19 protein-coding genes and 1 other RNA gene are annotated in these 23,254 nt (G+C 63.0%); 17 read left to right on the top strand and 3 right to left on the bottom strand.

What is annotated here, in order from left to right:
• Positions 1–54 precede the first annotated feature (54 nt).
• Genes DQW91_RS05475 through metH form a run of 3 tightly spaced genes read left to right on the top strand, consistent with a single transcriptional unit; the run spans position 55 to position 5,758 of the window.
• A complete protein-coding gene (locus DQW91_RS05475) occupies positions 55–1,068 on the top strand; it encodes an ArsR/SmtB family transcription factor (RefSeq protein ID WP_112662597.1) in 1,014 nt (337 codons plus the stop codon).
• Positions 1,068–1,970 carry a methylenetetrahydrofolate reductase [NAD(P)H] gene (gene metF / locus DQW91_RS05470; protein WP_112662596.1) on the top strand — a complete coding sequence of 301 codons (903 nt, stop codon included), beginning with the start codon at positions 1,068–1,070 and terminating at the stop codon, positions 1,968–1,970. Before DQW91_RS05475 ends, metF begins: the two co-directional genes overlap by 1 nt.
• Before the next feature lie 32 nt (positions 1,971–2,002).
• Complete coding sequence (gene metH, locus DQW91_RS05465) at positions 2,003–5,758, top strand: methionine synthase (RefSeq protein WP_112662595.1); 3,756 nt, start codon at positions 2,003–2,005, stop codon at positions 5,756–5,758.
• A gap of 6 nt (positions 5,759–5,764) precedes the next feature.
• Here metH and DQW91_RS05460 read toward each other — a convergent pair whose 3' ends face one another.
• The 3 genes from DQW91_RS05460 to DQW91_RS05450 all read right to left on the bottom strand — a co-directional run bounded on the left by DQW91_RS05460 (position 5,765) and on the right by DQW91_RS05450 (position 7,630).
• Positions 5,765–6,538, bottom strand: coding sequence for an N-acetylmuramoyl-L-alanine amidase (locus DQW91_RS05460; protein ID WP_112662594.1), 774 nt, complete (start codon positions 6,536–6,538; stop codon positions 5,765–5,767).
• 5 nt (positions 6,539–6,543) lie between these two features.
• Positions 6,544–7,269 (bottom strand): TerB family tellurite resistance protein, encoded by a 726-nt coding sequence (locus tag DQW91_RS05455; RefSeq protein WP_112662593.1) that lies wholly within the window; start codon positions 7,267–7,269, stop codon positions 6,544–6,546.
• An 85-nt stretch (positions 7,270–7,354) separates the two neighbouring features.
• Complete coding sequence (locus DQW91_RS05450) at positions 7,355–7,630, bottom strand: glycine zipper domain-containing protein (protein WP_112662592.1); 276 nt, start codon at positions 7,628–7,630, stop codon at positions 7,355–7,357.
• Between the two features lie 298 nt (positions 7,631–7,928).
• On the opposite strand from DQW91_RS05450, the gene DQW91_RS05445 reads away from it, so the two are divergent.
• The 14 genes from DQW91_RS05445 (at position 7,929) to murB (ending at position 23,251) form a co-directional block, all read left to right on the top strand.
• A complete protein-coding gene (locus tag DQW91_RS05445; RefSeq protein ID WP_157961347.1) occupies positions 7,929–8,738 on the top strand; it encodes a transglycosylase SLT domain-containing protein in 810 nt (269 codons plus the stop codon).
• Between the two features lie 140 nt (positions 8,739–8,878).
• Positions 8,879–9,265: RNase P RNA component class A (rnpB, locus tag DQW91_RS05440), an RNA gene on the top strand.
• A gap of 315 nt (positions 9,266–9,580) precedes the next feature.
• Positions 9,581–10,078: a division/cell wall cluster transcriptional repressor MraZ gene (mraZ, locus tag DQW91_RS05435; protein WP_112662590.1), complete on the top strand. Its 498-nt coding sequence runs from the start codon at positions 9,581–9,583 to the stop codon at positions 10,076–10,078.
• Entirely contained in the window at positions 10,075–11,121 is a 1,047-nt protein-coding gene (gene rsmH / locus DQW91_RS05430; RefSeq protein WP_112662589.1) for a 16S rRNA (cytosine(1402)-N(4))-methyltransferase RsmH, read from the top strand. Before mraZ ends, rsmH begins: the two co-directional genes overlap by 4 nt.
• Positions 11,118–11,513, top strand: coding sequence for a cell division protein FtsL (gene ftsL / locus DQW91_RS05425; protein ID WP_112662588.1), 396 nt, complete (start codon positions 11,118–11,120; stop codon positions 11,511–11,513). Before rsmH ends, ftsL begins: the two co-directional genes overlap by 4 nt.
• Positions 11,513–13,279: a peptidoglycan D,D-transpeptidase FtsI family protein gene (locus DQW91_RS05420; protein WP_112662587.1), complete on the top strand. Its 1,767-nt coding sequence runs from the start codon at positions 11,513–11,515 to the stop codon at positions 13,277–13,279. Before ftsL ends, DQW91_RS05420 begins: the two co-directional genes overlap by 1 nt.
• On the top strand, positions 13,279–14,745 hold the full coding sequence (locus tag DQW91_RS05415) for a UDP-N-acetylmuramoyl-L-alanyl-D-glutamate--2,6-diaminopimelate ligase (protein WP_112662586.1): 1,467 nt from the start codon (positions 13,279–13,281) through the stop codon (positions 14,743–14,745). The genes DQW91_RS05420 and DQW91_RS05415 overlap by 1 nt, the downstream gene beginning before the upstream one ends.
• Entirely contained in the window at positions 14,742–16,175 is a 1,434-nt protein-coding gene (locus DQW91_RS05410) for a UDP-N-acetylmuramoylalanyl-D-glutamyl-2,6-diaminopimelate--D-alanyl-D-alanine ligase (RefSeq protein ID WP_112662585.1), read from the top strand. Before DQW91_RS05415 ends, DQW91_RS05410 begins: the two co-directional genes overlap by 4 nt.
• A gap of 6 nt (positions 16,176–16,181) precedes the next feature.
• Complete coding sequence (gene mraY / locus DQW91_RS05405) at positions 16,182–17,267, top strand: phospho-N-acetylmuramoyl-pentapeptide-transferase (protein ID WP_112662584.1); 1,086 nt, start codon at positions 16,182–16,184, stop codon at positions 17,265–17,267.
• A gap of 4 nt (positions 17,268–17,271) precedes the next feature.
• Complete coding sequence (gene murD / locus DQW91_RS05400; RefSeq protein ID WP_112662583.1) at positions 17,272–18,666, top strand: UDP-N-acetylmuramoyl-L-alanine--D-glutamate ligase; 1,395 nt, start codon at positions 17,272–17,274, stop codon at positions 18,664–18,666.
• Positions 18,667–18,668: 2 nt separating this feature from the next.
• Positions 18,669–19,796 carry an FtsW/RodA/SpoVE family cell cycle protein gene (locus DQW91_RS05395; protein ID WP_112662582.1) on the top strand — a complete coding sequence of 376 codons (1,128 nt, stop codon included), beginning with the start codon at positions 18,669–18,671 and terminating at the stop codon, positions 19,794–19,796.
• Between the two features lie 10 nt (positions 19,797–19,806).
• Complete coding sequence (gene murG / locus DQW91_RS05390) at positions 19,807–20,925, top strand: undecaprenyldiphospho-muramoylpentapeptide beta-N-acetylglucosaminyltransferase (protein ID WP_112662581.1); 1,119 nt, start codon at positions 19,807–19,809, stop codon at positions 20,923–20,925.
• Positions 20,922–22,337 carry a UDP-N-acetylmuramate--L-alanine ligase gene (murC, locus tag DQW91_RS05385; protein ID WP_112662580.1) on the top strand — a complete coding sequence of 472 codons (1,416 nt, stop codon included), beginning with the start codon at positions 20,922–20,924 and terminating at the stop codon, positions 22,335–22,337. Before murG ends, murC begins: the two co-directional genes overlap by 4 nt.
• Entirely contained in the window at positions 22,334–23,251 is a 918-nt protein-coding gene (murB, locus tag DQW91_RS05380) for a UDP-N-acetylmuramate dehydrogenase (protein ID WP_112662579.1), read from the top strand. The genes murC and murB overlap by 4 nt, the downstream gene beginning before the upstream one ends.
• Positions 23,252–23,254 lie beyond the last annotated feature (3 nt).

The following is a 23,254-nucleotide window of genomic DNA, read 5'->3' as shown; positions in this document are numbered from 1 at the left end:
CCTCACGTCAAAATAGATATAAATATATCTTTATATGTGAGATCATGCTTTGCGATGGCCGAGAAAGCTGCCCCATCCCTTGACTTGACCCTGAGCATCCTGCGGGCTGCCGCTGAGGAAACGCGTCTGCGCATCCTTGCCCTGCTCATCGAGGGGGAGCTGTCGGTCTCCGATCTCACGGACATTTTAGGGCAATCCCAGCCGCGCATTTCCCGGCATCTCAAGCTTTTGGTCGAGGCGGGCCTCGTGGAGCGACATCGCGAGGGAGCGTGGGCCTTCTTCCGCCTGACTGACCGCAGCGCGGCGATGCGGATCCTGCGGCCGATGCTGGAGGGGCTGGATCGCTCTGACCCGCAACTGCTCGACGACCAGACTCGTCTTGCCGCCGTTCGCGGCCAGCGGGCCCAGGCGGCTCTCGCCTTCTTCTCCCGCCTCGCGCCGGAATGGGACCGCCTGCGTACCCTTCATGCGCCAGAAGCCGTGGTGGAAGCTGCCGTGGTGGACGCGTTGGGGCAAAAGCCGGTCCGCAACCTGCTCGATCTCGGCACGGGCACGGGGCGCATGTTGCAGCTCCTCGCGCCGCGCGCCTCGCGTGTCGTCGGGCTGGATGCCAGCCATGCGATGCTCTCCGTCGCTCGCGCCAATCTGGAGAAGGCGGGGCTCACGCGTATCGAATTGCGGCAGGGCGATATCTATGCGCCGCCTTTCCCGCGCGACACGTTCGACCTCGTCGTCGTTCATCAGGTTCTGCACTATCTCGACGATCCCGCGCGCGCCCTTCGCGAGGCGGCGCGCCTGCTCGCTCCCGGCGGGCGCATCCTCATCGTCGATTTCGCACCGCATAACCTCGAGTTTCTGCGTGAGGCGCAGGCCCATCGCCGTCTCGGCTTCGCGCCGGAGCAGATGACCGCCTGGCTGGAAGAAGCCGGCCTCGATTGTGCTCTGACCAAGAACATCGCCCCGCCGAAGAAGGGCGAAGATCAACTCACTGTCTCTCTTTGGATTGGGCAGGACAGACGTATCGTTTCCGATTGGCCCCTGGCCGAAACCAACAAAGAGGTTGCCTGATGTCGCCCTTGAACCTTCGCGCCAGCCGTCAAGGCACTCCGATCAAGGTTTCCTTCGAGTTCTTCCCGCCGAAGACGCCGGAAATGGAAACGACTCTCTGGGCTTCGGTGGAGCGGCTCGCTCCGCTCAGCCCTCATTTCGTTTCCGTCACCTACGGTGCCGGCGGCTCGACCCGCGAGCGCACGCACGCGACCGTCTCGCGCATCGTGAAGGAGACGCAGTTGAAGCCCGCCGCGCATCTCACCTGTGTCGCGGCAACGCGCGATGAGGTGAATGGTGTCGTGCGCTCCTATTGGGACGCGGGTGTTCGCCACATCGTGGCTTTGCGCGGCGATCCCGTCGGCGGCATCGGCACGGCTTATTCTCCGCATCCGGGCGGTTACGAGCAGACGAGCGATCTCGTTGCCGGCATCAAGGCCATTGGCGATTTCGAGGTGTCCGTTTCCGCCTATCCGGAGAAGCATCCTGAGGCCGCTTCTCTCGATGCCGATATCGACGCGTTGAAGATGAAGGTGGATGCGGGCGCCGACCGTGCCATCACCCAGTTCTTTTTCGATAACGATCTCTACTTCCGTTATCTCGACCGTGTCCGCGCGCGCGGGATCAACATTCCGATCATTCCCGGCATCGTTCCCGTTCAGAACTTCAAGCAGACCGCGAATTTCGCCGCGAAGACGGGCGCGAGCGTTCCCGCATGGCTCGCCGCTCGCTTCGAGGGGCTCGACAACGATGTCGAGACGCGAAAGCTCGTCGCGGCTGCCGTTGCCGCCGAGCAGGTACTCGATCTCGTGGATCGCGGCGTCAACGAATTTCACTTCTACACCATGAACCGGGCCGACCTGGTTTATGCGATCTGCCATCTTCTCGGCCTGCGCGAGCAGGGCGACAAGGTGGCGGCCTGAGACTGCACACAAACGCGCCGAAAGAAAAAACGATGGCTGATCTCACACCCCGTCCCGCCGATGGCGCCGAAGTCCTGAAGGCGCTTCGCGAAGCCGCGTCCAAGCGCATCCTCGTGCTCGACGGCGCGATGGGAACGGAGTTGCAGCGCTCGCGCTTTTCGGAAGCCGACTTTCGTGGCGAGCGTTTCAAGGACTGGGGACAGGACGTCAAGGGCAACAACGACCTGTTGATCCTCACCCAGCCCGATGCCGTGCGCAACGTGCATCTCGACTACTTCCGCGCGGGCGCGGACATCGTGGAGACGAACACTTTCTCCGGCACCTCCATTGCGCAAGCCGATTACGGCATGGAGGAGATCGTCTACGAACTGAATTTCGAAGGCTCGCGTATCGCCCGCGAAGCGGCGGTGATCGCCGAGAAGGAAGACGGGCGCCGCCGTTTTGTGGCGGGCGCCGTCGGCCCGACGAACCGCACGCTCTCGATTTCGCCGGATGTGAACAATCCGGGCTACCGCGCCGTGACCTTCGATCAGGTTCGCGATGCTTATGCCGAGCAGGTGAGGGGCCTCGTCGATGGCGGCGCGGACATCATCCTCATCGAAACGATTTTCGACACGCTCAACGCCAAGGCCGCCATCGTCGCGACGCAGCTGGTGTTTGAAGAGAAGGGCGTGAAGCTCCCGATCATGATCTCGGGAACGATCACGGATCTCTCCGGCCGCACGCTCTCCGGCCAGACACCGACGGCCTTCTGGCATTCGGTGCGCCATGCGGAGCCGTTCTCCATCGGCCTCAACTGCGCGCTCGGTGCGCGCGAGATGCGCGCGCACATCCAGGAGATCGGAAAAGTCGCCGAGACCTTCGTCTGCGCCTATCCGAATGCGGGCCTGCCCAACGAGTTCGGCCTTTATGACGAGAGCCCGGAAGCCACCGCGAAGATGATCGCGGAATTTGCGGATTCCGGTCTCGTCAATGTCGTCGGCGGCTGTTGCGGAACGACGCCTGATCACATCCGCGCCATTGCGCAGGCTGTCGCGGGCAAGACGCCGCGTACGCTGCCGACCCTCAAGCCGCTCATGCGCCTGTCGGGCCTCGAGCCCTTCGTTCTGACCTCCGAAATTCCCTTCGTGAACGTGGGCGAGCGCACGAACGTCACGGGCTCAGCGAAGTTCCGCAAGCTCATCACCAACGGCGATTATGCGGCGGCGCTCGATGTCGCGCGCGAGCAGGTGGCCGCCGGGGCGCAGGTCATCGACGTGAACATGGACGAGGGCCTTCTCGATTCCGAGAAGGCAATGGTGGAATTCCTCAATCTCGTCGCTGCCGAGCCGGATATCGCGCGCGTGCCGGTGATGGTGGATTCCTCCAAGTTCCACGTCATCGAGGCTGGCCTGAAGTGCATTCAGGGCAAGGCCATCGTAAACTCGATCTCGATGAAGGAAGGTATCGAATCCTTCATCGAACACGCGAAGATCTGCCGCTCCTACGGTGCGGCGGTCGTCGTCATGGCGTTCGATGAAAAGGGGCAGGCCGACACGCTGGAGCGCAAGGTCGAAATCTGTACCCGCGCTTACAAGATCCTGACGGAAGAAATGGGCTTCCCGCCGGAAGACATCATCTTCGATCCGAACGTGTTCGCCGTTGCCACCGGCATCGAGGAACACAATGGCTACGGCGTCGCCTTCATCGAGGCGACCCGCATCATCCGCGAGACGCTGCCGCACGCGCATATTTCGGGCGGCGTGTCGAACCTTTCGTTCTCCTTCCGCGGCAACGAGCCCGTGCGCGAGGCCATGCACTCCGTGTTCCTGTATCATGCCATCAAGGTCGGCATGGACATGGGCATCGTGAACGCGGGTCAGCTCGCGGTCTATGAGCAGATCGATCCGGAGCTGCGCGAGCTCTGCGAGGACGTTGTTCTCAACCGGCGCGACGATGCGACCGAGCGGCTTCTGGAAGCTGCGCCGCGTTTCAAGGGGGATGGTTCTGGCGCGGTGAAGGTCGTCGATCTCGAATGGCGCTCCTGGCCTGTCGCGAAGCGCCTCGAACATGCGCTCGTCAACGGTATAACCGAATTCATCGATCCGGACACGGAAGAGGCGCGCCTTGCCGCCGAGCGTCCGCTGCATGTGATCGAGGGCCCGCTGATGGCGGGCATGAATGTCGTCGGCGATCTGTTTGGCGCGGGCAAGATGTTCCTGCCGCAGGTGGTGAAATCCGCCCGCGTGATGAAGCAGGCCGTGGCCTACCTCATGCCGTTCATGGAAGAGGAGAAGGAAGCCTCCGGCGAATCCGCGCGCTCTGCCGCGGGCAAGGTGCTGATGGCGACCGTCAAGGGCGATGTGCACGACATCGGCAAGAACATCGTCGGCGTCGTTCTCGCGTGCAACAATTACGAGGTCATCGACCTCGGCGTGATGGTGTCTGCCCAGAAGATTCTGGAGACGGCGCGCAAGGAGAAGGTGGATATCATCGGCCTCTCCGGCCTCATTACGCCCTCGCTCGATGAGATGGTGCATGTGGCGAGCGAGATGGAGCGCGAGGGTTTCGACATCCCGCTCCTGATCGGCGGCGCGACCACGAGCCGCGTTCACACGGCGGTGAAAATTCACCCGAACTACAACAAGGGCCAGTCGGTCTATGTGACGGATGCAAGCCGCGCAGTCGGCGTCGTGTCCTCGCTTCTCTCACCGGAAGCGAAGGCCGGCTATGTGGAGACGCTGCGCGCTGAATACGGCAAGGTCGCGGAGGCGCATGCGCGTTCGGAGGCCGACAAGCAGCGTCTGCCGCTGGAAAAGGCGCGCGCCAACGCCATGAAGGTTGACTGGCCGTCCTATCGCTCAGCGAAGCCGAGCTTCACCGGCGCGCGGGTGTTCCGTAGCTACGATGTGGGCGAGTTGATCCCCTATATCGACTGGACGCCGTTCTTCCAGACATGGGAATTGAAGGGACGCTTCCCGAACATCCTCGAGGACGAGAAGCAGGGCGAGGCCGCGCGCCAGCTTTATGAGGATGCGCAGGAGATGCTCAAGCGCCTCGTGGACGAGCGCTGGTTTAATCCGAAGGCCGTCATCGGCTTCTGGCCCGCCAACGCCGTCGGCGACGATATCCGCCTCTTCACGGGCGAGAGCCGGGCCGAGGAACTTGCGACGTTCTACGGTCTGCGTCAGCAGCTCTCAAAGCGCGACGGGCGGCCCAACATGTGCCTGTCGGATTTCGTCGCGCCGCTTGATAGCGGCATCGCGGATTATGTCGGCGGTTTCGTCGTCACCGCGGGCATCGAGGAGGTGCGCATCGCGGAGAGGTTCGAGCGTGCCAACGACGATTACCGCTCGATCCTCGTGAAGGCGCTCGCCGACCGTATCGCGGAAGCTTTCGCGGAACGGATGCACGAGCGCGTGCGCAAGGAATTCTGGGGCTATGCACCCGATGAGGCTCTCACCAACGAGCAGCTCATCAAGGAAGAATATCCCGGCATCCGCCCCGCGCCCGGCTATCCGGCGCAGCCTGATCACACGGAAAAGGGAACGCTCTTCCGTCTGCTCGATGCGCAGAAGAAGATCGATGTGACGCTCACCGAGTCCTACGCCATGTGGCCGGGTTCGTCCGTGTCAGGTCTCTACATCGCTCATCCGGATTCCTACTACTTCGGCGTCGCGAAGGTCGAGCGCGACCAGGTTGAGGATTACGCGCGGCGCAAGAACATGAGCGTTGCTGAGGTGGAGCGCTGGCTCTCGCCGATCCTCAACTACGATCCGGCATCCTATGCGATGATCGCGGCGGAGTAGGGCGGCTCAAGCGCTCTTCGGGGTGGGCCGCTTGGCGATGAGGTCACGCAAGGTGGTGATCGTCGAGGCATCGGCGACACCATCGACGCGCTCCGGCCGGAAATGGCGCTGGAACGCGGCGACGACCTTCTCCGTCTCCTCGTCGAAGGTGCCGGTGATCTTGATGCCGTAGCCATACATGGCGAGCATCGCCTGCAAGGCCTCGACCGGCATTCCGCCGTCGCCTCGCGAGAAGAAGCGTCCGTCCTGAATTGGTGCGGGCTTTACCCAATGGCCGACACCGGCCTCGTGCAGTTTTTCCCACGGAAACACCTCGCCCGGATCGACCTTGCGCCCCGGCGCGACATCGGAGTGGGCGAGCACGCGATCTGCGGGAATGCGCCAGCGGTTTGTGATGTCCTTGATGAGCGTGATCACGCTGTCGATCTGCGCATCGGGAAACGGTGGCGAGCCGCCGGGGTGGCCGGCATTGGCGATCTCGATGCCGATGGAGGACGAGTTGATGTCGCTCTCGCCATTCCAGGAGGAGAGTCCTGCGTGCCACGCGCGTCGGGATTCCGGCACCAGCTGCAGCACGCGCCCATCCTCGAACACGAAGTAATGCGCGGAAACCTGCGAGACGGGGTTGCACAGCCACTGCAAGGCTTCCGTTTCGCTCGGCATTCCCGTGTAGTGCAGGATCACCATGTCCGGGCGGCGGCCATCCTTTCTCTCTCCGTGATTGGGCGAAGGAAAAACCTTCGCGGCAATCGGACTTTCGGGAGTAAGGGGGCCGTGCATTCAAATCACCTGATGTTTCGTTCCGTCGCGATGCGTTCCCACGCGGCGTTGATCGTGGCGAGGCGCTCGGTGGCGATCTTCACCGCTTCCGGCGGCAAGCCGCGCGCGATTTCCCGGTCCGGGTGGTTCTCGACGACGAGCTTGCGGTAGTGGCGCTTGAGCGCCTCGTCCGTCATGTCCCGGTCGGCTTTGAGAATAAGGTAAGGATCATCGGCGCGGCGCACATGGCGCGCGGTGATGCGGTCGAACGCAATGTCGCTGAAGCCGAAGATCGTGGCCACGTCCCTGACGTAGGCATATTCCGCTTCATGCACCGCGCCATCGGCCTTGGCGATGTGAAAGAGGCCGTCGAGAACGTCCTCCAGCAGATGTGGCTCATCCTTGAAGGCGTCGGCGATCTGGCGGGCATAGGCTTCAAAGCCGTCAGTAGTCGTCTTGGCGAGATTGAATAGGCGTCTCACCCGTTCCCGCTCGGCTTGGGGCACGTCGATGACTTGCTCGAACGCCTGCACCTCACGGTCCACCACGATGCCGTCCGACTTTGCCATCTTGGCGGCAAGCGCGACAAGCCCGGTCGTGAAAATCAGGTCGCGCGGCGGCGGACCGAAAAGCGCGCCTTCACGGTCGATGAGCACATGCCCGGCGACACCGCCCAGCAAGGCTCCGATAGGCCCACCAAGCGCCAGGCCGATGCCCGCGCCTCCGAGCTTCCCCCAAATCGAATTCATCATCGTGCTTCAGTGGTAAGCGCAACCGGGGGGCAAAGAAAAGGGCCGAGATTGCTCCCGGCCCTGAAATTCCATGATTGAGGTGCGATCAACGGCAGTACAGGTTGCCGTAGACGTCCTGATAAGTGCCATAGGGGCAGCGGTTCTGCGGTGCGGTTGCCGCGCCGACGATGGCGCCGCCCGCAGCACCGATGGCCGCGCCGGCCAGAGCGCCGCTGCCGCGTCCGGTTGCCGCACCGCCGATTGCCGCGCCCGCGAGGCCGCCGATCGCCGCTCCGCCGAGGGCCCGGTCGGTGGGGGTGTTGCAGGCGGTCACGGAGAGCGTGAGCATGCCGGCAGCGAAAATCGTGATGATCTTTTTCATGGAAGCGTCCCTGTGTTCGGTGAGCGGCAAAGCGCCTCGCTCTCCATAGCTTGACCTTACGCTCACGCCAACTCTTGGAAGCGTGCAACAGTTCCACCTTGGGCATTCAGAGGTAGAAAACTCTTGAAAAATGTCCCGCAAATGTGAAAGAAGCCCCCAGCCAGGCTTTACTTTGGCTTTTTCGCAGAAGGGGCGGTTCGGCTGATCCGAACAACATCGTGGCTATGCATGCCACATCTTCGCCTCAATGTCCGATCACCGAACACGTTTCGGTGATCTTCGATCTTAAGGATTTCGTTTGACTTTGCAGCATCTACTAAGAGCGGCGGTGGTCGCTTGCCTTGGCGCGATTGCCGTTATCCTGGCAACGCAGGCAAGGGCTGAAGGGGGCGATGGATCGAGCCTCGTCTCCCCGTCGGAATTTCAGGAGGCGAATCAGGCTCCCGTCGCCGAAGAGGTTGCGGAAGAGAAGCCTGCCACGCCCGCAAAACCCACCAAACAAGTGGCCACGACCAAGGCCAAGAAGGCTGGTGAGGAGACGGACGAAGAGCAGGACAGCGCCGCCGCGAAGGAGCCGCAGGCTTCCTCCGAGAAGACCGCGAAAGGTGCAAAGCCCGCCTACAAGGACGTGGAGCAGACCTCCAACACCAACACGGCGCACAAGATTGCCGCCGAGGCCGATGGAACCGAGGCGGCGAAGCTGCCGAAGGGCGCCGTGCTCGATGCGCAAAGGGCCAATGCCGTGCGGCCGCTGATCCAGCGCTATGCCTCCGAGCACAAGCTTCCCTTCGCCCTGGCGGATGCCGTCGTGCGGCTGGAAAGCCGTTACAATCCCGCCGCGCGCAACGGTGGCAATATCGGGCTCACTCAGATCAATGCCCTGACGGCGCGGTCTCTGGGCTATGACGGGCCGGCCTCCGGCTTGCACGACGCCGAGACCAACCTTCGCTATGGGTTGAAATATCTCGCGATGGCCTATCGCCTCGCCAATGGCGACACTTGCGGCACGATCCTGCGCTACCAGTTCGGTCACCGGGCCGAAACCATGACCGGCGCATCGCAGAAATACTGCACCAAGGTGAAGGCCATTCTCGCCGCTTCCCGCTAGCGCATGATCAGAACAACCCGGTTGTTCGCCGGGATCATGCGGCAATAAAGGAATTTGGAGGCTGATTTTGCTTCAAAGAGTCACGATCAGCCTCCAAGCGGCCTTGACGCCGGACCCTCTCCTGCACCACATCGAGCGTGTCAGCCGGCTGGGCGGCCGCTCCGAGTTCGCTCGGGGAGGAAAGTCCGGGCTCCATGGAAATACGGTGCCGGATAACGTCCGGCGGGGGCGACCCTAGGGAAAGTGCCACAGAGAGCAGACCGCCCCACGGCTTTCGGGTTGTGGGGTAAGGGTGAAAGGGTGCGGTAAGAGCGCACCGCGGGCGCAGTAATGCGAACGGCACGGCAAACCCCACCAGGAGCAAAACCGAATAGGGACGACAGGCGTCAGCCAGGCCTATTTCCAGGCCGGTCGTCCGGGTTGGTTGCTAGAGGCGGTCGGCAACGGCCGTCCCAGAAGAATGGCCGCCACGTTCAGGGGTAAGGCCCTGGGCCATACAGAACCCGGCTTATAGGCCGGCTGACACTTTTTTCTTCATGCACAATCCACCGAAACCGCGCCCTCGGCATGGTTAAATCTTTGCTGCGCTTACGATTCATTAACCGTAACCGCTTTTCATGGCGGAGGCGGGCGAAGGTCCGTCAAAACAGTCCATTTCCGTTGACGCCCATATTATCCCATGTTATCCCAAATCATCCCGTCGATGGTGCTTCGCGAGGCGGCGATCGGAGGCCAAGGCCTTGGATTGTCGGCTCATCAGGAGGCGCAAGGACCGGCGAGGGGATGCGGCGGATTTGAGGAATCCGTCGGAGGGCTGACATTCAGGAGCAATCGGGCGGCCCATGAACCGCTTCGTGTCCAACTTCACCAATCGCTTGGACTCGAAGGGGCGGGTCTCGATCCCGTCGACGTTTCGCGCGGTTCTGGCGCGGGACGGGTTCGAGGGGCTCTACGTGCACCCGTCGCTGGACGCGACGGCGCTGGACGCAGGGGGCAACGTGCTTCTGAACGAGATCGATGCGTTCTTGTCGACTCTGTCGCCTTATTCGGACGAGCGGGATCAGCTCTCGACGGCGTTGTTCGGCACGAGCGAGATCCTGAAGGTCGATCCGGAGGGGCGCGTCATCCTCACCGAGTCAGTAAAAGTTCATGCCGGGATTGCCGATACGGTTGTGTTTGTCGGTCTCGGACACAAGTTCCAGATTTGGGAGCCGGAGCGTTTTCGTGCGCACTTGGAGGAGGCGCGCGCGAAGGTGCGGGATCTGAAGAAGGTCTTGGGAACTCGAATGTTGGAGCCTCGTATGATGCAGGACATCCCACCAGGAGGGCGGGGGCAATGACGGAACGCGGCGACGGCCCGGCCGGAGCCGCTGGCGGACCATCCCGTCACGTTCCCGTGCTCCTGGGGGAAGTCTGCGCAGCTCTTGAAGCCAAGAGCGGCGGCACTTTTGTCGATGGCACCTTTGGTGCAGGCGGCTACACGCGCGCCATTCTCGACGCCAATCCCCACAACCGTGTCATCGCCATCGACCGCGATCCCAACGCCATTACTGCGGGCCAAACGCTCGTCGAGAAGATGAAGCGGCGGATCGATCTCGTGCATGGCCGCTTCGGTGATCTCGATGACATCGTGAAGGCGCAGGGGCTTTCCGATGTTGACGGCGTCGTTCTCGATATCGGCGTTTCCTCGATGCAGCTCGATGAGGCCGACCGCGGCTTCTCGTTCCGCAACGAAGGCCCGCTCGACATGCGCATGGAGCGTGCTGGTCAAAGCGCCGCCGATCTCGTCAACGAAGCGCCTGAGGCGGAGCTGGCGGATATTTTCTATCACTACGGCGAAGAACGCCGTGCTCGCGCGGTGGCGCGCGCCATCATCGAAGCGCGCCGCAAGGCCCCGTTCGAAACCACGAAGCAGCTTGCCGACCTCGTGGCGACGCTGATCTGGCAGGAACCCGGCGGCGCTCATCCCGCGACGCGGGTCTTCCAGGCGCTGCGCATTGCCGTGAACGACGAACTGGGCGAGCTCGTGCGCGCCCTTCATGCGGCGGAACGCATTCTCAAGCCGGGCGGGCGACTTGTCGTCGTGACATTCCACTCGCTTGAAGACCGCATCGTGAAGCAATTCTTCGCAGCGCGGACGGGCCGTCTCAGCACCGGCTCGCGCCATCTGCCTATGACGCAGCAGGCCCGCCCGACTTTCGAGGCGGCGACACGAGGCGCGGTGATGCCGACGGAGGCTGAAACGGCGCGCAACCCGCGTGCACGTTCGGCGAAACTGCGCGCCGGCATCCGCACCGGGGAGCCGGCTCAGGAACCGTTGAGCGCGCTCACGATGCTGTCCGAGCTGCCGCGCACCGCCGACAAGCGGGGAGGGCGTCGATGATCCGTTTTCTGCACATGGTTGCGATCACGGCGCTGATTGCCTCGGCGGTCTATGCCTATTCGATCAAGTACGAAACGCTCTACTACACCGAGCAGGTGGCCAAGCTGAAAGCGCAGTCACAGCGCGAGCGGGACGCGATTGCGGTTCTCAAGGCCGAGTGGCAGCTGCTCAACAAGCCGGACCGGCTTCAGGCTGCGGCGGACCGTCACCTCGACCTTCAGCCGATGGCCATTCAACAACTGGCTCGCCTGTCCGATCTTCCCAACCGCCAGGTGCGGGATGATGAGATCGGGCGCAAGCTCGAAGCCCTCGGCATTCTTGAGCCGACCTCGACGCCCAAAGACAAGTCCGCCGAGGCGCGGACGCCGACGACGCAAACCCCGAAACGGTGATGCCCGTGCTTCCAGAGTCAGACATCACGCCCGCGAACAAAAAAGCCCCGAAGGGCGGATTGTTGTCTCACGTCCGCGAGCTGTTCCGCCTGCGCGTCGACAAGAGCACCGCGCGCGTCGGGCTCGTGGCTTTCTGCTTTACCTGCCTTTTCGGGACCATCGGAGGACGGCTCGTCTATCTGGCGATGACAAGCGAGCCCACGAACAGCGTGCGTTTTTCCGCCGCCTCGGAAATCTCCGCCGCGCGGCCCGACATCGTCGACCGCAATGGTGAAGTGCTGGCGACGGACGTGAAGACCATGTCGGTCTTCGCCGAGCCGCGCAACATCATCGACAAGGATGAGGCGGTTGAACTTCTCACCGCCGTTCTACCGGATCTCAATGCGCGCGAATTGCGCGACAAGCTCGGCACGAAGAAGGGCTTCGTCTGGATCAAGCGCGAAATCACGCCCAAGCAGCAGGCGGAAGTGCATCGCCTTGGCATTCCAGGCGTCGGCTTCCTGCCGGAGAACAAGCGCGTTTATCCGAACGGCAATGCCGCCGCGCATGTTCTCGGCTTTGCGAATATCGACAATGTCGGCATCGCCGGCATGGAAAAGTACATCGACAGCCAGGGCCTGCAGGATCTCAATGGCGCGGGCTTCAACATCGCTTCGACGGACCTCAAGCCCGTTCAGCTTTCCCTCGACCTGCGCGCGCAGCACGCGCTGCGCGACGAGCTTGAAAAGGGAATGGCGAAGTTCAAGGCGAAGGCCGTTGCCGGCGCGATCCTGGACGTGAACACCGGCGAGATCATCGCCCTTGTTTCGCTTCCCGATTTCGATCCGAACAATCCGGTCGACGCGCTGGAGAAGGACCGCATCAACCGCATGAATGTCGGCGTGTTCGAGATGGGTTCGACCTTCAAGGCTCTCACGACCGCGATGGCGCTCGACTCCGGCAAGTTCACCATCAATTCGTCGCTCGATGCGCGTTCGGGGCTGCGCTACGGCAAGTTCACCATTGGCGACTATCACGCAACGCATCGGGTTTTGACGGTTCCGGAAGTCTTCATTCACTCCTCCAACATCGGCACGGCGCGCATGGCGCTTGGCATCGGCGTGGAAGGCCATAAGGCCTTCCTGCGCAAGATGGGCCAATTGACCCGCCTGAGGACCGAGTTGCCGGAGAGCGCCGAGCCTCTCGTGCCGTCCCGTTGGGGCGAGTTGAACACGGTGACCATCGCCTACGGACACGGCATGGCCGTCGCGCCTTTGCAGGCTGCGATGGCCGTCGGCGCGCTGGTGAATGGCGGCGCGCTGATTACGCCAACCTTCCTCAAGCGCGACGAGGCGGCGGCGCATCAGGACGCCGTGCAGGTCATCAAGCCTGAGACGAGCGAGGCGATGCGTTATGTCATGCGTCTCAACGCCACCAACCCCGCAGGTTCTGCCTCGAGCATCGCGGTGGCGGGTTATTTTGTCGGCGGCAAGACGGGCACTGCCGAGAAGGTCGTGCGCGGGCGCTATTCCAAGGACAAGAACCTGACGACGTTCACGGCCGTTCTCCCCGCAGACAAGCCGAAATACATTTTCCTGACGATCATGGACGAGCCAAGAGCCGTTGAAGGAACCTATGGATTCTCGACGGCCGGCTGGAACGCGGGTCCTGTCACGGGCAATGTCATCGAGCGCTTGGCGCCGCTTCTCGGCGTGGTGCCGCGCTTCGAGCCGCCGCAACAGCCGTTCCCATTGATGTCGCGGCTGAATGCCTGGGGAATTCGCTGATGGTTGCACCAAGGACATTAGGCGATCTGGTTCCCGAAGCATGCGGCACGCAAGGGGCGGATACCCCAATCACAACCCTTGTTGCGGACAGCCGTAAAGTTAAGCCCGGCACGTTGTTCGTTGCGGTGCCCGGCACGAAGGTCGATGGCATGAGCTTCGTGCCACAGGCCGTCGCCGCTGGCGCTGTCGCCATCATGGGCGAGGCCGCGCGCCCCGCCGATCTGCCGAACCATGTCGCCTATGTGCAAGTCGCCGACGTGCATCGTGCGCTCGCGCTCACCGCTGCGCGTTTCTATCCGCGCCAGCCGGAAAAGATCGTCGCTGTCACCGGCACGAGCGGAAAAAGCTCCGTCGCGGATTTCGCGCGCCAGCTCTTCGCGCATCTCGGGCACAAGTCGGCGAGCCTCGGAACGCTTGGCGTCATCACCTCGGATGGAGCGGCCTACGGATCTCTCACGACGCCGGATCCCATCACCTTGCATGAGACGCTCGACCGTCTCGCGGGCGAGGGTATTACGCATCTGGCGATGGAGGCGTCCTCGCACGGCATCGACCAGAAGCGCCTCGACGGCGTTCGTCTTTCTGCGGGCGGCTTCACCAATCTGGGACGCGATCACCTCGATTATCACGCCACGACGGAGGCCTATGCCGCTGCGAAGTTGCGCCTGTTCGACACGCTTCTGCCTGCCGACGCACCAGCGGTCGTCAATGCGGACGGGCCCTATGCGGATGTGTTCCTCGAAGGCATTCGTCGCAGAGGGTTGAAGACACTCACGACCGGGCGCAGGGGATCCACGATCCGCCTTGCCGAAGCGCGAGCACAGGGCTTCTCGCAAGAGCTGTTCATCAGCGTTGCGGGAAAAATCAGCGAGATCGATTTCCCGCTCGCAGGAGAATTCCAGATCGAAAACGCGCTTCTCGCGGCAGGGCTTGTCCATGCGGTCGAGGGCGATGTTCCGGTTCGCGCTATTCTTGAAGGCCTGCCCTCCCTGAAAGGCGTTCCCGGGCGTCTCGAACGGGTCGGGGAAGTCGATGGCGCGCTTTGCGTCGTCGATTACGCCCACAAGCCGGATGCACTGGCGCATGTGCTCGATGCGCTGCGGCCTTTCGCGACGGGCCGTCTCGTCTGTGTCTTCGGCTGTGGTGGTGATCGCGATCGCGGCAAGCGTCCGGTCATGGGGCGCATCGCCGTCGAGAAGGCGGATGTCGTGATCGTCACGGACGATAATCCTCGCTCGGAGGATCCCGCCGCGATCCGCGCTGAAATCATGCAAGCTGCTCAAGGTGCCCGTGAGATCGGCGACCGCGCGTCGGCCATTCGCGAGGCGGTGAGGGGGTTGAAAAAGGGCGATGTTCTCGTCGTTGCCGGAAAAGGCCATGAAACGGGCCAGATCATCGGTAACCAGACCCTGCCGTTCTCGGACCAGGATGAGGTTCGCGCGGCGATTGTGGAGAGGCAGGGATGAGCGCGCCCCTTTGGACAGCGGACGAGGTGCAGGCAGCGACGGGTGCGCGCATTGGCGCGGGCTTTACGCTGGCGACTGGCGCATCCATCGACACACGCACGCTTAATTCCGGCGACATCTACTTCGCCATCAAGGGCGACGTTCATGACGGGCACAGCTTCGTGGACGCCGCCATCGAAAAGGGCGCGGCGGCGGCTGTAGTCGCGGCTGACCGCGCGGCGGAGTTCAAGGCGCAGGACCGGCTCATTGTCGTTCCCTACGTTTTGGAGGCCATGCGCCAGCTAGGGCGCGCGGCACGCTTTCGCAGCCATGCGAAGATCGTCGCCATCACGGGCTCCGTCGGCAAGACCGGGACGAAGGAGGCGATGCGCCTTGCGCTTTCGCGTCAGGGTGAGACGCATGCCTCCGTCGCTTCCTATAACAACCATTGGGGCGTGCCGCTCACCTTGGCGCGCATGCCGCGCGATGTCGCTTACGGCGTGTTCGAAATCGGCATGAATCATACGGGCGAGATCCTGCCGCTCACTGCGATGGTGCGCCCGCATGTGGCGGTGGTCACCACCATTGAGCCGGTTCACATCGAATTCTTTCCCTCGCTCTGGGGCATCGCCGATGCGAAGGGCGAAATCTTCTCCGGCCTGGAATCAGGCGGCACGGCGGTCATCAATCGCGATACGCCGTATTTCGAGCGCCTGCGCGCACATGCGCTGGCTTCGGCTGCCGGACGCGTCGTGTCGTTCGGCGAGCATGAGGCGGCGGATATCCGCGCCGAGCGCATCATAGCGAAGCCCGACGGCTCCATCGTCGATGTGAAAATTTTCGGGCGTCCCATGACCTACCGCGTCGGCACGGCGGGGCGGCACATTGCTCTCAACTCGTTGAGCGTGCTCGCGGCCTGCCACGCGCTTGGAGTGGACGTTACGCTCGCGGCGCAGGCCTTTGCGGACCTCAAGCCCCCCGTCGGACGCGGTGAGCGCACGCTCCTCAATGTTGCAGGGGGCGAGGTGCTTCTGATCGATGAGAGCTACAACGCCAACCCGGCCTCCATGCGTGCGGCGCTTTCTAATCTCGGCACGGTCGAGATGGGTAAGGGCGGGCGGCGCATCGCCGTTCTCGGCGACATGAAAGAACTTGGCGTCAGCGGTCCCGATCTGCACAAGGGGCTTGTCGAAGCGGTGGACGCGAATCGCGTCGATCTCGTCTTCGCGGCCGGGCCGCTGATGAAAAATCTCACGGATGCCTTGCCGAAGGCGCTGATCGCGGCGCAAGTCGAAAAGTCTTCGGAACTGGTCGATGCCGTCTGCGCCGCCATTCGCCCGGGCGATGCGGTGACGGTCAAGGGTTCGCTCAGCATGCAGATGGCCTTGGTCGTCAAGGCGCTCAAGGAACGTTTTGGCCCGCGCGAAACCGCGCAGGCGCACAAAGGATAGTTGTCGATGTTGCCCTTCCTGGCTGAACTCAGCCCCTATTTCAGCCCGCTCAATATTTTCCGCTACATCACGTTCCGCACCGGCGGCGCGACGGCGACGGCGTTGCTTTTCGTCTTTCTCTTCGGCCCCGCGATGATCTCGATGCTGCGCCTGAAGCAAGGGAAGGGGCAGCCGATCCGCGAGGACGGTCCGCAATCGCACCTTCTGACCAAGCGCGGCACGCCGACGATGGGCGGTCTCATGATCCTCGCTGGCGTGCTTGTCAGCACTCTACTCTGGGCCAACCTGACGAACGCTTATGTGTGGGTTGTTCTCTTCGTCACCGTCGGCTTCGGTGCCATTGGCTTCTACGACGATTATCTCAAGGTGACGAAGCAATCGCACAAGGGCTTTTCCGGCAAGTCGCGCCTTGCCATCGAGGCGCTGATCGCAGCCGCCGCCTGCATCGCGATTGCGTATATCTCGACGCCGGGCCTTGCGAACAAGCTCGCCCTGCCGTTCTCCAAGGAATTGCTGTTCAACCTCGGCTGGTTCTTCATCGCTTTCGCTGGCTTCGTCATCGTTGGCGCGGGCAATGCGGTGAACATCACTGATGGCCTCGACGGGCTTGCCATCGTGCCGGTGATGATTGCGGCAGGCACCTTCGGCTTCATCGCCTATCTCGCCGGTAACGCGGTTTTCGCCAATTATCTGCAGATCCATTTCGTTCCCGGCACGGGTGAGCTTGCCGTCGTCTGCGGCGCGCTCATCGGCGCTGGCCTCGGCTTTTTGTGGTTCAACGCGCCGCCTGCGCAGATCTTCATGGGCGATACCGGTTCGCTGGCGCTCGGCGGTCTTCTCGGCACCGTCGCCGTCGCAACGAAGCACGAGATCGTGCTCGCCATCGTCGGCGGCCTCTTCGTGCTCGAGATCGTCTCCGTCATCATTCAGGTGACGTCGTTCAAGCTCACCGGCAAGCGCGTCTTCAAGATGGCGCCGATCCATCACCATTTCGAGCAGCTGGGCTGGAAGGAACCGCAGGTGGTGATCCGCTTCTGGATCATTTCCGTCGTGCTGGCTCTTGTCGGCCTCGCCACGCTGAAGCTGCGGTGACATCATGACGCCCGTCACCACTTTCGCCAACAAGACGGTCGCCCTCTTCGGCCTCGGCGGTTCCGGGCTCGTGACGGCGCTCGCCCTGAAAGCAGGTGGAGCGCATGTGGTGGCGTGTGACGACAATCCGGCAAAAATGGCGGAAGCGGCGGCGAAGGGCATCGAGACGGGCGACCTGCGTCAGGCCGATTGGGCGCGCTTTTCCGCGCTCATTCTCTCGCCGGGCGTTCCGCTGACACATCCGGAGCCGCACTGGTCCGCAAAGCTCGCGAAGGCGGCGGGCATCGAGATCATCGGCGATATCGAACTCTTCTGCCGCGAGCGCGCGAAGCTTGCGCCGGCAGCACCCTTCATCGCCATCACCGGTACGAACGGCAAGTCCACGACGACGGCGCTCATCGCGCATATCCTGCGTGAAGCGGGTCACGACGTGCAGATGGGCGGCAATATCGGCACCGCTATCCTTTCGCTTGAGCCGCCGTCGGATAAACGCATCCACGTCATCGAATGCTCGTCCTTCCAGATCGACCTCGCGCCCTCGCTCGCGCCGAGCATCGGCGTTCTCCTCAACATCTCGCCGGATCATCTCGACCGGCATGGGACGATGGAGAACTATGCGGCGATCAAGGAACGGCTGGTCGCAAGGGCAGACCGGGCGGTTATCGGCGCGGATGATGAGATGAGCCGCGCGATCATCGCCGACATGGGTCATGTGAACAAGCCCGTCGTGCGGGTGGGTCTGGATGATCGCGAGGCAGGCAGCGTCTACGCGGTCGGGGTTGAGATCTTCGCGAATTTCACCGGCTCACCTCGGCTCGTCGCAGCACTCGAAGGTGTCGGCTCCCTGCGCGGCGATCACAACGCGCAGAATGCGGCTGCCGCCGTCGCGGTCACGTTGCTGAGCGGCGTGGATGAGAATGTCATTCAAACGGCGATCCGCAGCTTCCCCGGCCTTCCTCACCGCATGGAAGAGGTTGACCGGCTCGGCCGCACGCTCTTCATCAACGATTCCAAAGCGACCAACGCCGACTCCACCGAGAAGGCGTTGAAGTCGTTCGACAACATTCTCTGGATTCTTGGCGGTAAGCCGAAGGAAGGTGGCATCACGACGTTGAAGCCGTACTTCCCGAAGATCAAGAAGGCCTATCTCATCGGTGCTGCGGCGGACGAGTTCGCGGCGACGCTTGGGCCTTCGGTGCCGCATGTGATGAGCGGTACGCTCGAAAAGGCGATGGATCAGGCGGCGCACGATGCGGCTGCGATGGGCACCGATGCAGTGGTTCTGCTCTCGCCGGCCTGTGCGTCTTACGACCAGTTTCCGAATTACGAAGTGCGCGGAGACCGTTTCCGCGATCTCGTCCGGGCTTTGCCCGGCATCAATCCGACGATGGGGGCCTGAACATGGTGTCACGCGCGGAACGCACGCCGCTTGGCGATTGGTGGTGGACGGTGGATCGCGCGCTGCTCGCAGGGCTGGCGGCGATCATGATCTCGGGTCTCGTCTTCCTCATGGCGGGTGGCCCGCCGGTGGCGGAAAGGCTTGGCCTTTCGACCTTCCATTTCCTTTATCGTCAGGCAATGTTCCTTCTGCCGACGGCGGCGATCCTTGTGTTCGTGTCGTTCCTGTCGCTCCGGCATGTGCGCCGTCTCGCGCTTCTCGTTTATACGATCAGCATGCTGCTGGTTCTGGCGACGTTCCAGTTCGGCCCGGAGATCAAGGGTGCGCATCGCTGGATCATGATTGGGGGCATCGGCATTCAGCCGTCCGAATTCGTGAAGCCGGCCTTCGTTGTCATCGCTGCATGGGCCTTCTCGGAAGGGGCGCGGCGCAAGGATATGCCGGGCGCGCTGCTCGCGCTTCTCATTCTGCCCGCCACCATCATTCCGCTCGTGCTGCAGCCGGATTTCGGCCAGACCATGCTGATTACCATCGTGTGGTGCGGCCTCTTCTTCGTCGCGGGCCTGCATTGGTTCTGGGTGATGGGACTTGGCGGCGCGGGCCTTGTCGGAATCGCGGCGGCCTATGAGTTCCTGCCGCACGTTCGCGCACGTATCGAGCGCTTCATGGATAAATCTTCCGGCGACACGTTCCAGGTCGATACGGCGCTGGAATCTTTTGCACGCGGCGGGTGGCTCGGGCGCGGCCCGGGCGAGGGCACGGTGAAGCGCATTCTTCCCGATGCGCATACCGACTTCATCTTCGCCGTCACGGCGGAGGAATTCGGCGTCGTCGTGTGCCTGCTCGTGTTGCTGCTTTTCGCCTTTATCGTCCTGCGCGGTCTCATGCTTGCTCGCCGCAACGAGGATACGTTCTGCAAGCTGGCGACGACCGGCCTCGTGCTGATGTTCGGGCTTCAGGCCTGCATCAACATGATGGTGAACGTTCACCTCATGCCCGCGAAGGGCATGACGCTTCCTTTCATTTCTTATGGCGGCTCCTCGCTGCTTTCGCTCGCGCTCGGCATGGGCTTCCTCATCGCCCTGACGCGCCGGCGGCCGCGCGCGGAGATGATGGAACGCTTCGATTGAGTCTCATATCGTGACAGCTCCTCTCGTTCTTCTCTCGGCCGGCGGCACAGGCGGGCATCTCTTCCCGGCGGAATCGCTCGCCAATGCCTTGAAGGCTTCCGGCATCCGCGTCGTTCTCGTCACCGACAAGCGCGCCAATGCCTATGCGGGGGCGTTCCCGGCTGAAGAGATCATCGAGATTCCGTCCGCCACGCCCTCCGGCCGCTCGCTGCCGCAGATGGCGAAGGCGGCTTTGCTGCTGGGCAAGAGTATTCTGAAAGCCATTCCCGTCATTCGCCGGTTGAAGCCCGCCGTCGCCGTCGGCTTCGGTGGGTATCCGACCGTTCCGCCGCTCCTTGCCGCGTCTTTCGTCGGCGTTCCTGTGGCGATCCATGAGGCGAATGGCGTGCTGGGGCGCGCCAATCGTCTTCTGTCGCGCCGCGCGTCGCTCATCGCGACGGGCTTCGAGGCCACGAAGGGCGTGCCCGCCGGAGACGCGGGGCAACGCGTCCACACCGGCAATCCCGTTCGCCCGGCGGTGCTGGAAGCGGCGAAGATCGCGTATCCCGCCTTGTCGAAAGAGAGCCGTGTTCAGCTGCTCGTTTTCGGCGGCAGCCAGGGCGCGCGGGTGATGAGCGATATCGTGCCGCTCGCCATCGAGAAGCTTCCGGCAGAATTGCGCGCGCGGCTTTCCATCTGTCAGCAGGCTCGCGAGGAAGATTGTCAGCGCGTTCGTGAAACCTACCGGCGGCTGAATGTTGCCTGCGAGGTCGAGCCTTTCTTCAAGGATCTGCCGCGCCGCATCGCCGAGGCGCATCTGATCATCTCGCGCTCTGGGGCCTCCACCGTCGCGGAACTGTCGGTGATCGGTCGCCCCTCCATTCTCGTGCCGCTGCCGGGATCGCTCGATCAGGACCAGGCGGCGAATGCCAAAAGCCTTGCCGATATCGGCGCTGCCATCGTCCTTCCACAAGTCGAGTTTACGCCCGAGCGCCTCGCCACGGAGATCCAGTCTCTTTTGGCCGAGCCGGAACGCTTGACCCGCGCTGCGGCCTCGGCCAAGAGCGCCGGTATCTCCGACGCCGCGGAACGTCTCGCCGAGGCGGTTCTCAAACTCGCATCCACGACGCAGAACGGAATAAAGTCATGAAACTGCCGCCGAAACTCGGACCCATCCACTTCATCGGAATTGGCGGCATCGGCATGTCCGGCATCGCCGAGGTGATGCACAATCTCGGCTACACGGTGCAGGGGTCGGACGCCTCCGACAACTACAACGTCAAGCGCCTCGCCGAGAAGGGCATCAAGACCTTCATCGGCCACAAGGCCGAGAACGTGGAACACGCTGAGATCGTGGTGGTCTCCACCGCAATCAAGCGCGACAATCCGGAACTCATGGCCGCGCGCGAAAAGCGCCTGCCGGTCGTGCGCCGCGCGGAGATGCTGGCCGAGCTGATGCGCTTCAAATCCTGCGTGGCAGTGGCCGGAACGCATGGCAAGACCACGACGACATCCCTCGTCGCGACCCTGCTCGATGCGGGCGGGCTCGACCCGACGGTCATCAACGGCGGCATCATCAACGCCTACGGCACCAATGCCCGCATGGGCGATGGGCAGTGGATGGTGGTGGAGGCGGACGAGTCCGACGGCACGTTCCTCAAGCTCCCGGCGGATGTCGCCATCGTCACCAACATCGACGCCGAGCATCTCGATCATTTCCATTCCTACGATGCGATCAAGGACGCCTTCCGCTCCTTCATCGACTCGATTCCGTTCTATGGCTTCGCGGTGATGTGCATCGATCATCCGGCGGTGCAGGACCTCGTGGGCCGCATCGAGGATCGGCGCATCATCACCTACGGCGAAAATCCGCAGGCCGATGTGCGCATCATGGATATCGACCCGCGCGGCGGGCAGACCAAGTTTCGCGTGATGATCCGCGATCGCCGTCCCGGGTTCCGCCTGGAGCTGGAAGATCTCGTTCTGCCGATGCCGGGTGCGCATAACGCATTGAACGCGACCGCCGCCATCGCGGTGGCGCACGAACTCGGCGTCACGCCGGATGCGATCCGCAAGGCGCTCGCCGGTTTCGGTGGCGTGAAGCGCCGCTTCACCCGCACGGGCGCGTGGAACGGCATCACCGTCTTCGACGATTACGGCCACCACCCGGTCGAGATCAGCGCAGTCCTGAAGGCCGCGCGCGCGTCTACCGACGGGCAGGTGATCGCTGTGGTGCAGCCGCACCGCTACACGCGCCTCTCGTCCCTGTTCGATCAATTCTGCACCTGTTTCAACGATGCGGATTCGGTCATCGTCGCGCCTGTCTATGCAGCGGGCGAGCAGCCGATCCCCGGTGCGGATCGTGATGGCCTCGTCTCCGGCCTGAAGGCGCGCGGGCACCGCAACGCCATGCCGCTCGAAAAGCCGGAAGATCTGGCCGGAATGGTCAAGGGCCTCGCGAAGCCCGGCGATTATGTCGTCTGCCTCGGCGCGGGCAACATCACGCAATGGGCTTATGCGCTGCCGGGTGAACTCGAGGCGCTCGGTGAGAAAGCGGCTTGATGTTTCCTGACATCGTCCCCGAGCTGAAAGAGCGCATGCCGGACTTGCGCGGCACATTGGAAGCCAATGTTTCGAGCGTGCCGCTCTCCTGGTTTCGCACCGGCGGCCCTGCAAAGGTTCTTTTCACGCCGGCGGACGAGGATGATCTCGCCTATTTTCTCTCGCGCCTCGATGTGGCGGTTCCCGTTCTCGTGGTTGGGCTCGGCTCGAACCTGCTCATTCGCGATGGCGGATGGCCAGGCGTTCTGATCCGCCTCGGCAAGCGCTTTGCCGAAGTGAATGTGGAGCCTTCCTTGCGCGCGCGCGCAGGGGCGGGGGCTCCCGATGTGAAGGTGGCGCGCGCGGCCGCGGAAGCGGGCATTGCCGGTCTTTCGTTTCTGCGCGGAATCCCCGGCGCCATCGGCGGCGCTTTGCGCATGAATGGCGGAGCCTATGGCGGGGAAACCAAGGACGTGCTGGTGGCGGCCCGAGGCGTCACCCGTTCCGGCGAGCGCGTGACCTACACCAATGCCGAAATGGGATTCACCTACCGCCATTGCGGCGTTCCTGACGACGTGATCTTCACAGAAGCCCTGTTCGAGGGCCGCCCCGGCGATCCGGCTGAAATTCTCGCCGAGATGAATGCGATCACCGATGCACGCGCATCAACGCAGCCGGTGAACACCCGCACAGGCGGCTCAACGTTCAAGAATCCTCCCGGCAAGAAAGCCTGGGAACTGATCGACGCCGCCGGTTGTCGCGGCCTGCGGATCGGCGATGCACAGGTTTCCGAATTGCACTGCAACTTTCTCATCAACCACGGTTCGGCCACCGCAAGCGAGATCGAACAGCTCGGCGAGGAAGTCCGCCGCCGCGTGCGGGAAAATTCCGGCGTCGAGCTGCAATGGGAAATCAAGCGCGTAGGAATGGCTTAAGGC

This window comes from Microvirga flavescens (assembly GCF_003290125.1).
Lineage (GTDB): Bacteria > Pseudomonadota > Alphaproteobacteria > Rhizobiales > Beijerinckiaceae > Microvirga > Microvirga flavescens.
Note: the sequence above shows the minus strand (reverse complement) of the source record. Positions and strands in the feature narration are given on the sequence as shown.

Excerpts from the sequence above, each read along its gene's own strand:
- DQW91_RS05475 (WP_112662597.1), top strand. The coding sequence starts at position 55 with ATGGCCGAGAAAGCTGCCCCATCCCTTGACTTGACCCTGAGCATCCTG.
- metF (WP_112662596.1), top strand. The coding sequence starts at position 1,068 with ATGTCGCCCTTGAACCTTCGCGCCAGCCGTCAAGGCACTCCGATCAAG.
- metH (WP_112662595.1), top strand. The coding sequence starts at position 2,003 with ATGGCTGATCTCACACCCCGTCCCGCCGATGGCGCCGAAGTCCTGAAG.
- DQW91_RS05460 (WP_112662594.1), bottom strand. The coding sequence starts at position 6,538 with ATGCACGGCCCCCTTACTCCCGAAAGTCCGATTGCCGCGAAGGTTTTT.
- DQW91_RS05455 (WP_112662593.1), bottom strand. The coding sequence starts at position 7,269 with ATGATGAATTCGATTTGGGGGAAGCTCGGAGGCGCGGGCATCGGCCTG.
- DQW91_RS05450 (WP_112662592.1), bottom strand. The coding sequence starts at position 7,630 with ATGAAAAAGATCATCACGATTTTCGCTGCCGGCATGCTCACGCTCTCC.
- mraZ (WP_112662590.1), top strand. The coding sequence starts at position 9,581 with ATGAACCGCTTCGTGTCCAACTTCACCAATCGCTTGGACTCGAAGGGG.
- rsmH (WP_112662589.1), top strand. The coding sequence starts at position 10,075 with ATGACGGAACGCGGCGACGGCCCGGCCGGAGCCGCTGGCGGACCATCC.
- ftsL (WP_112662588.1), top strand. The coding sequence starts at position 11,118 with ATGATCCGTTTTCTGCACATGGTTGCGATCACGGCGCTGATTGCCTCG.
- DQW91_RS05420 (WP_112662587.1), top strand. The coding sequence starts at position 11,513 with ATGCCCGTGCTTCCAGAGTCAGACATCACGCCCGCGAACAAAAAAGCC.
- DQW91_RS05415 (WP_112662586.1), top strand. The coding sequence starts at position 13,279 with ATGGTTGCACCAAGGACATTAGGCGATCTGGTTCCCGAAGCATGCGGC.
- DQW91_RS05410 (WP_112662585.1), top strand. The coding sequence starts at position 14,742 with ATGAGCGCGCCCCTTTGGACAGCGGACGAGGTGCAGGCAGCGACGGGT.
- mraY (WP_112662584.1), top strand. The coding sequence starts at position 16,182 with ATGTTGCCCTTCCTGGCTGAACTCAGCCCCTATTTCAGCCCGCTCAAT.
- murD (WP_112662583.1), top strand. The coding sequence starts at position 17,272 with ATGACGCCCGTCACCACTTTCGCCAACAAGACGGTCGCCCTCTTCGGC.
- DQW91_RS05395 (WP_112662582.1), top strand. The coding sequence starts at position 18,669 with ATGGTGTCACGCGCGGAACGCACGCCGCTTGGCGATTGGTGGTGGACG.
- murC (WP_112662580.1), top strand. The coding sequence starts at position 20,922 with ATGAAACTGCCGCCGAAACTCGGACCCATCCACTTCATCGGAATTGGC.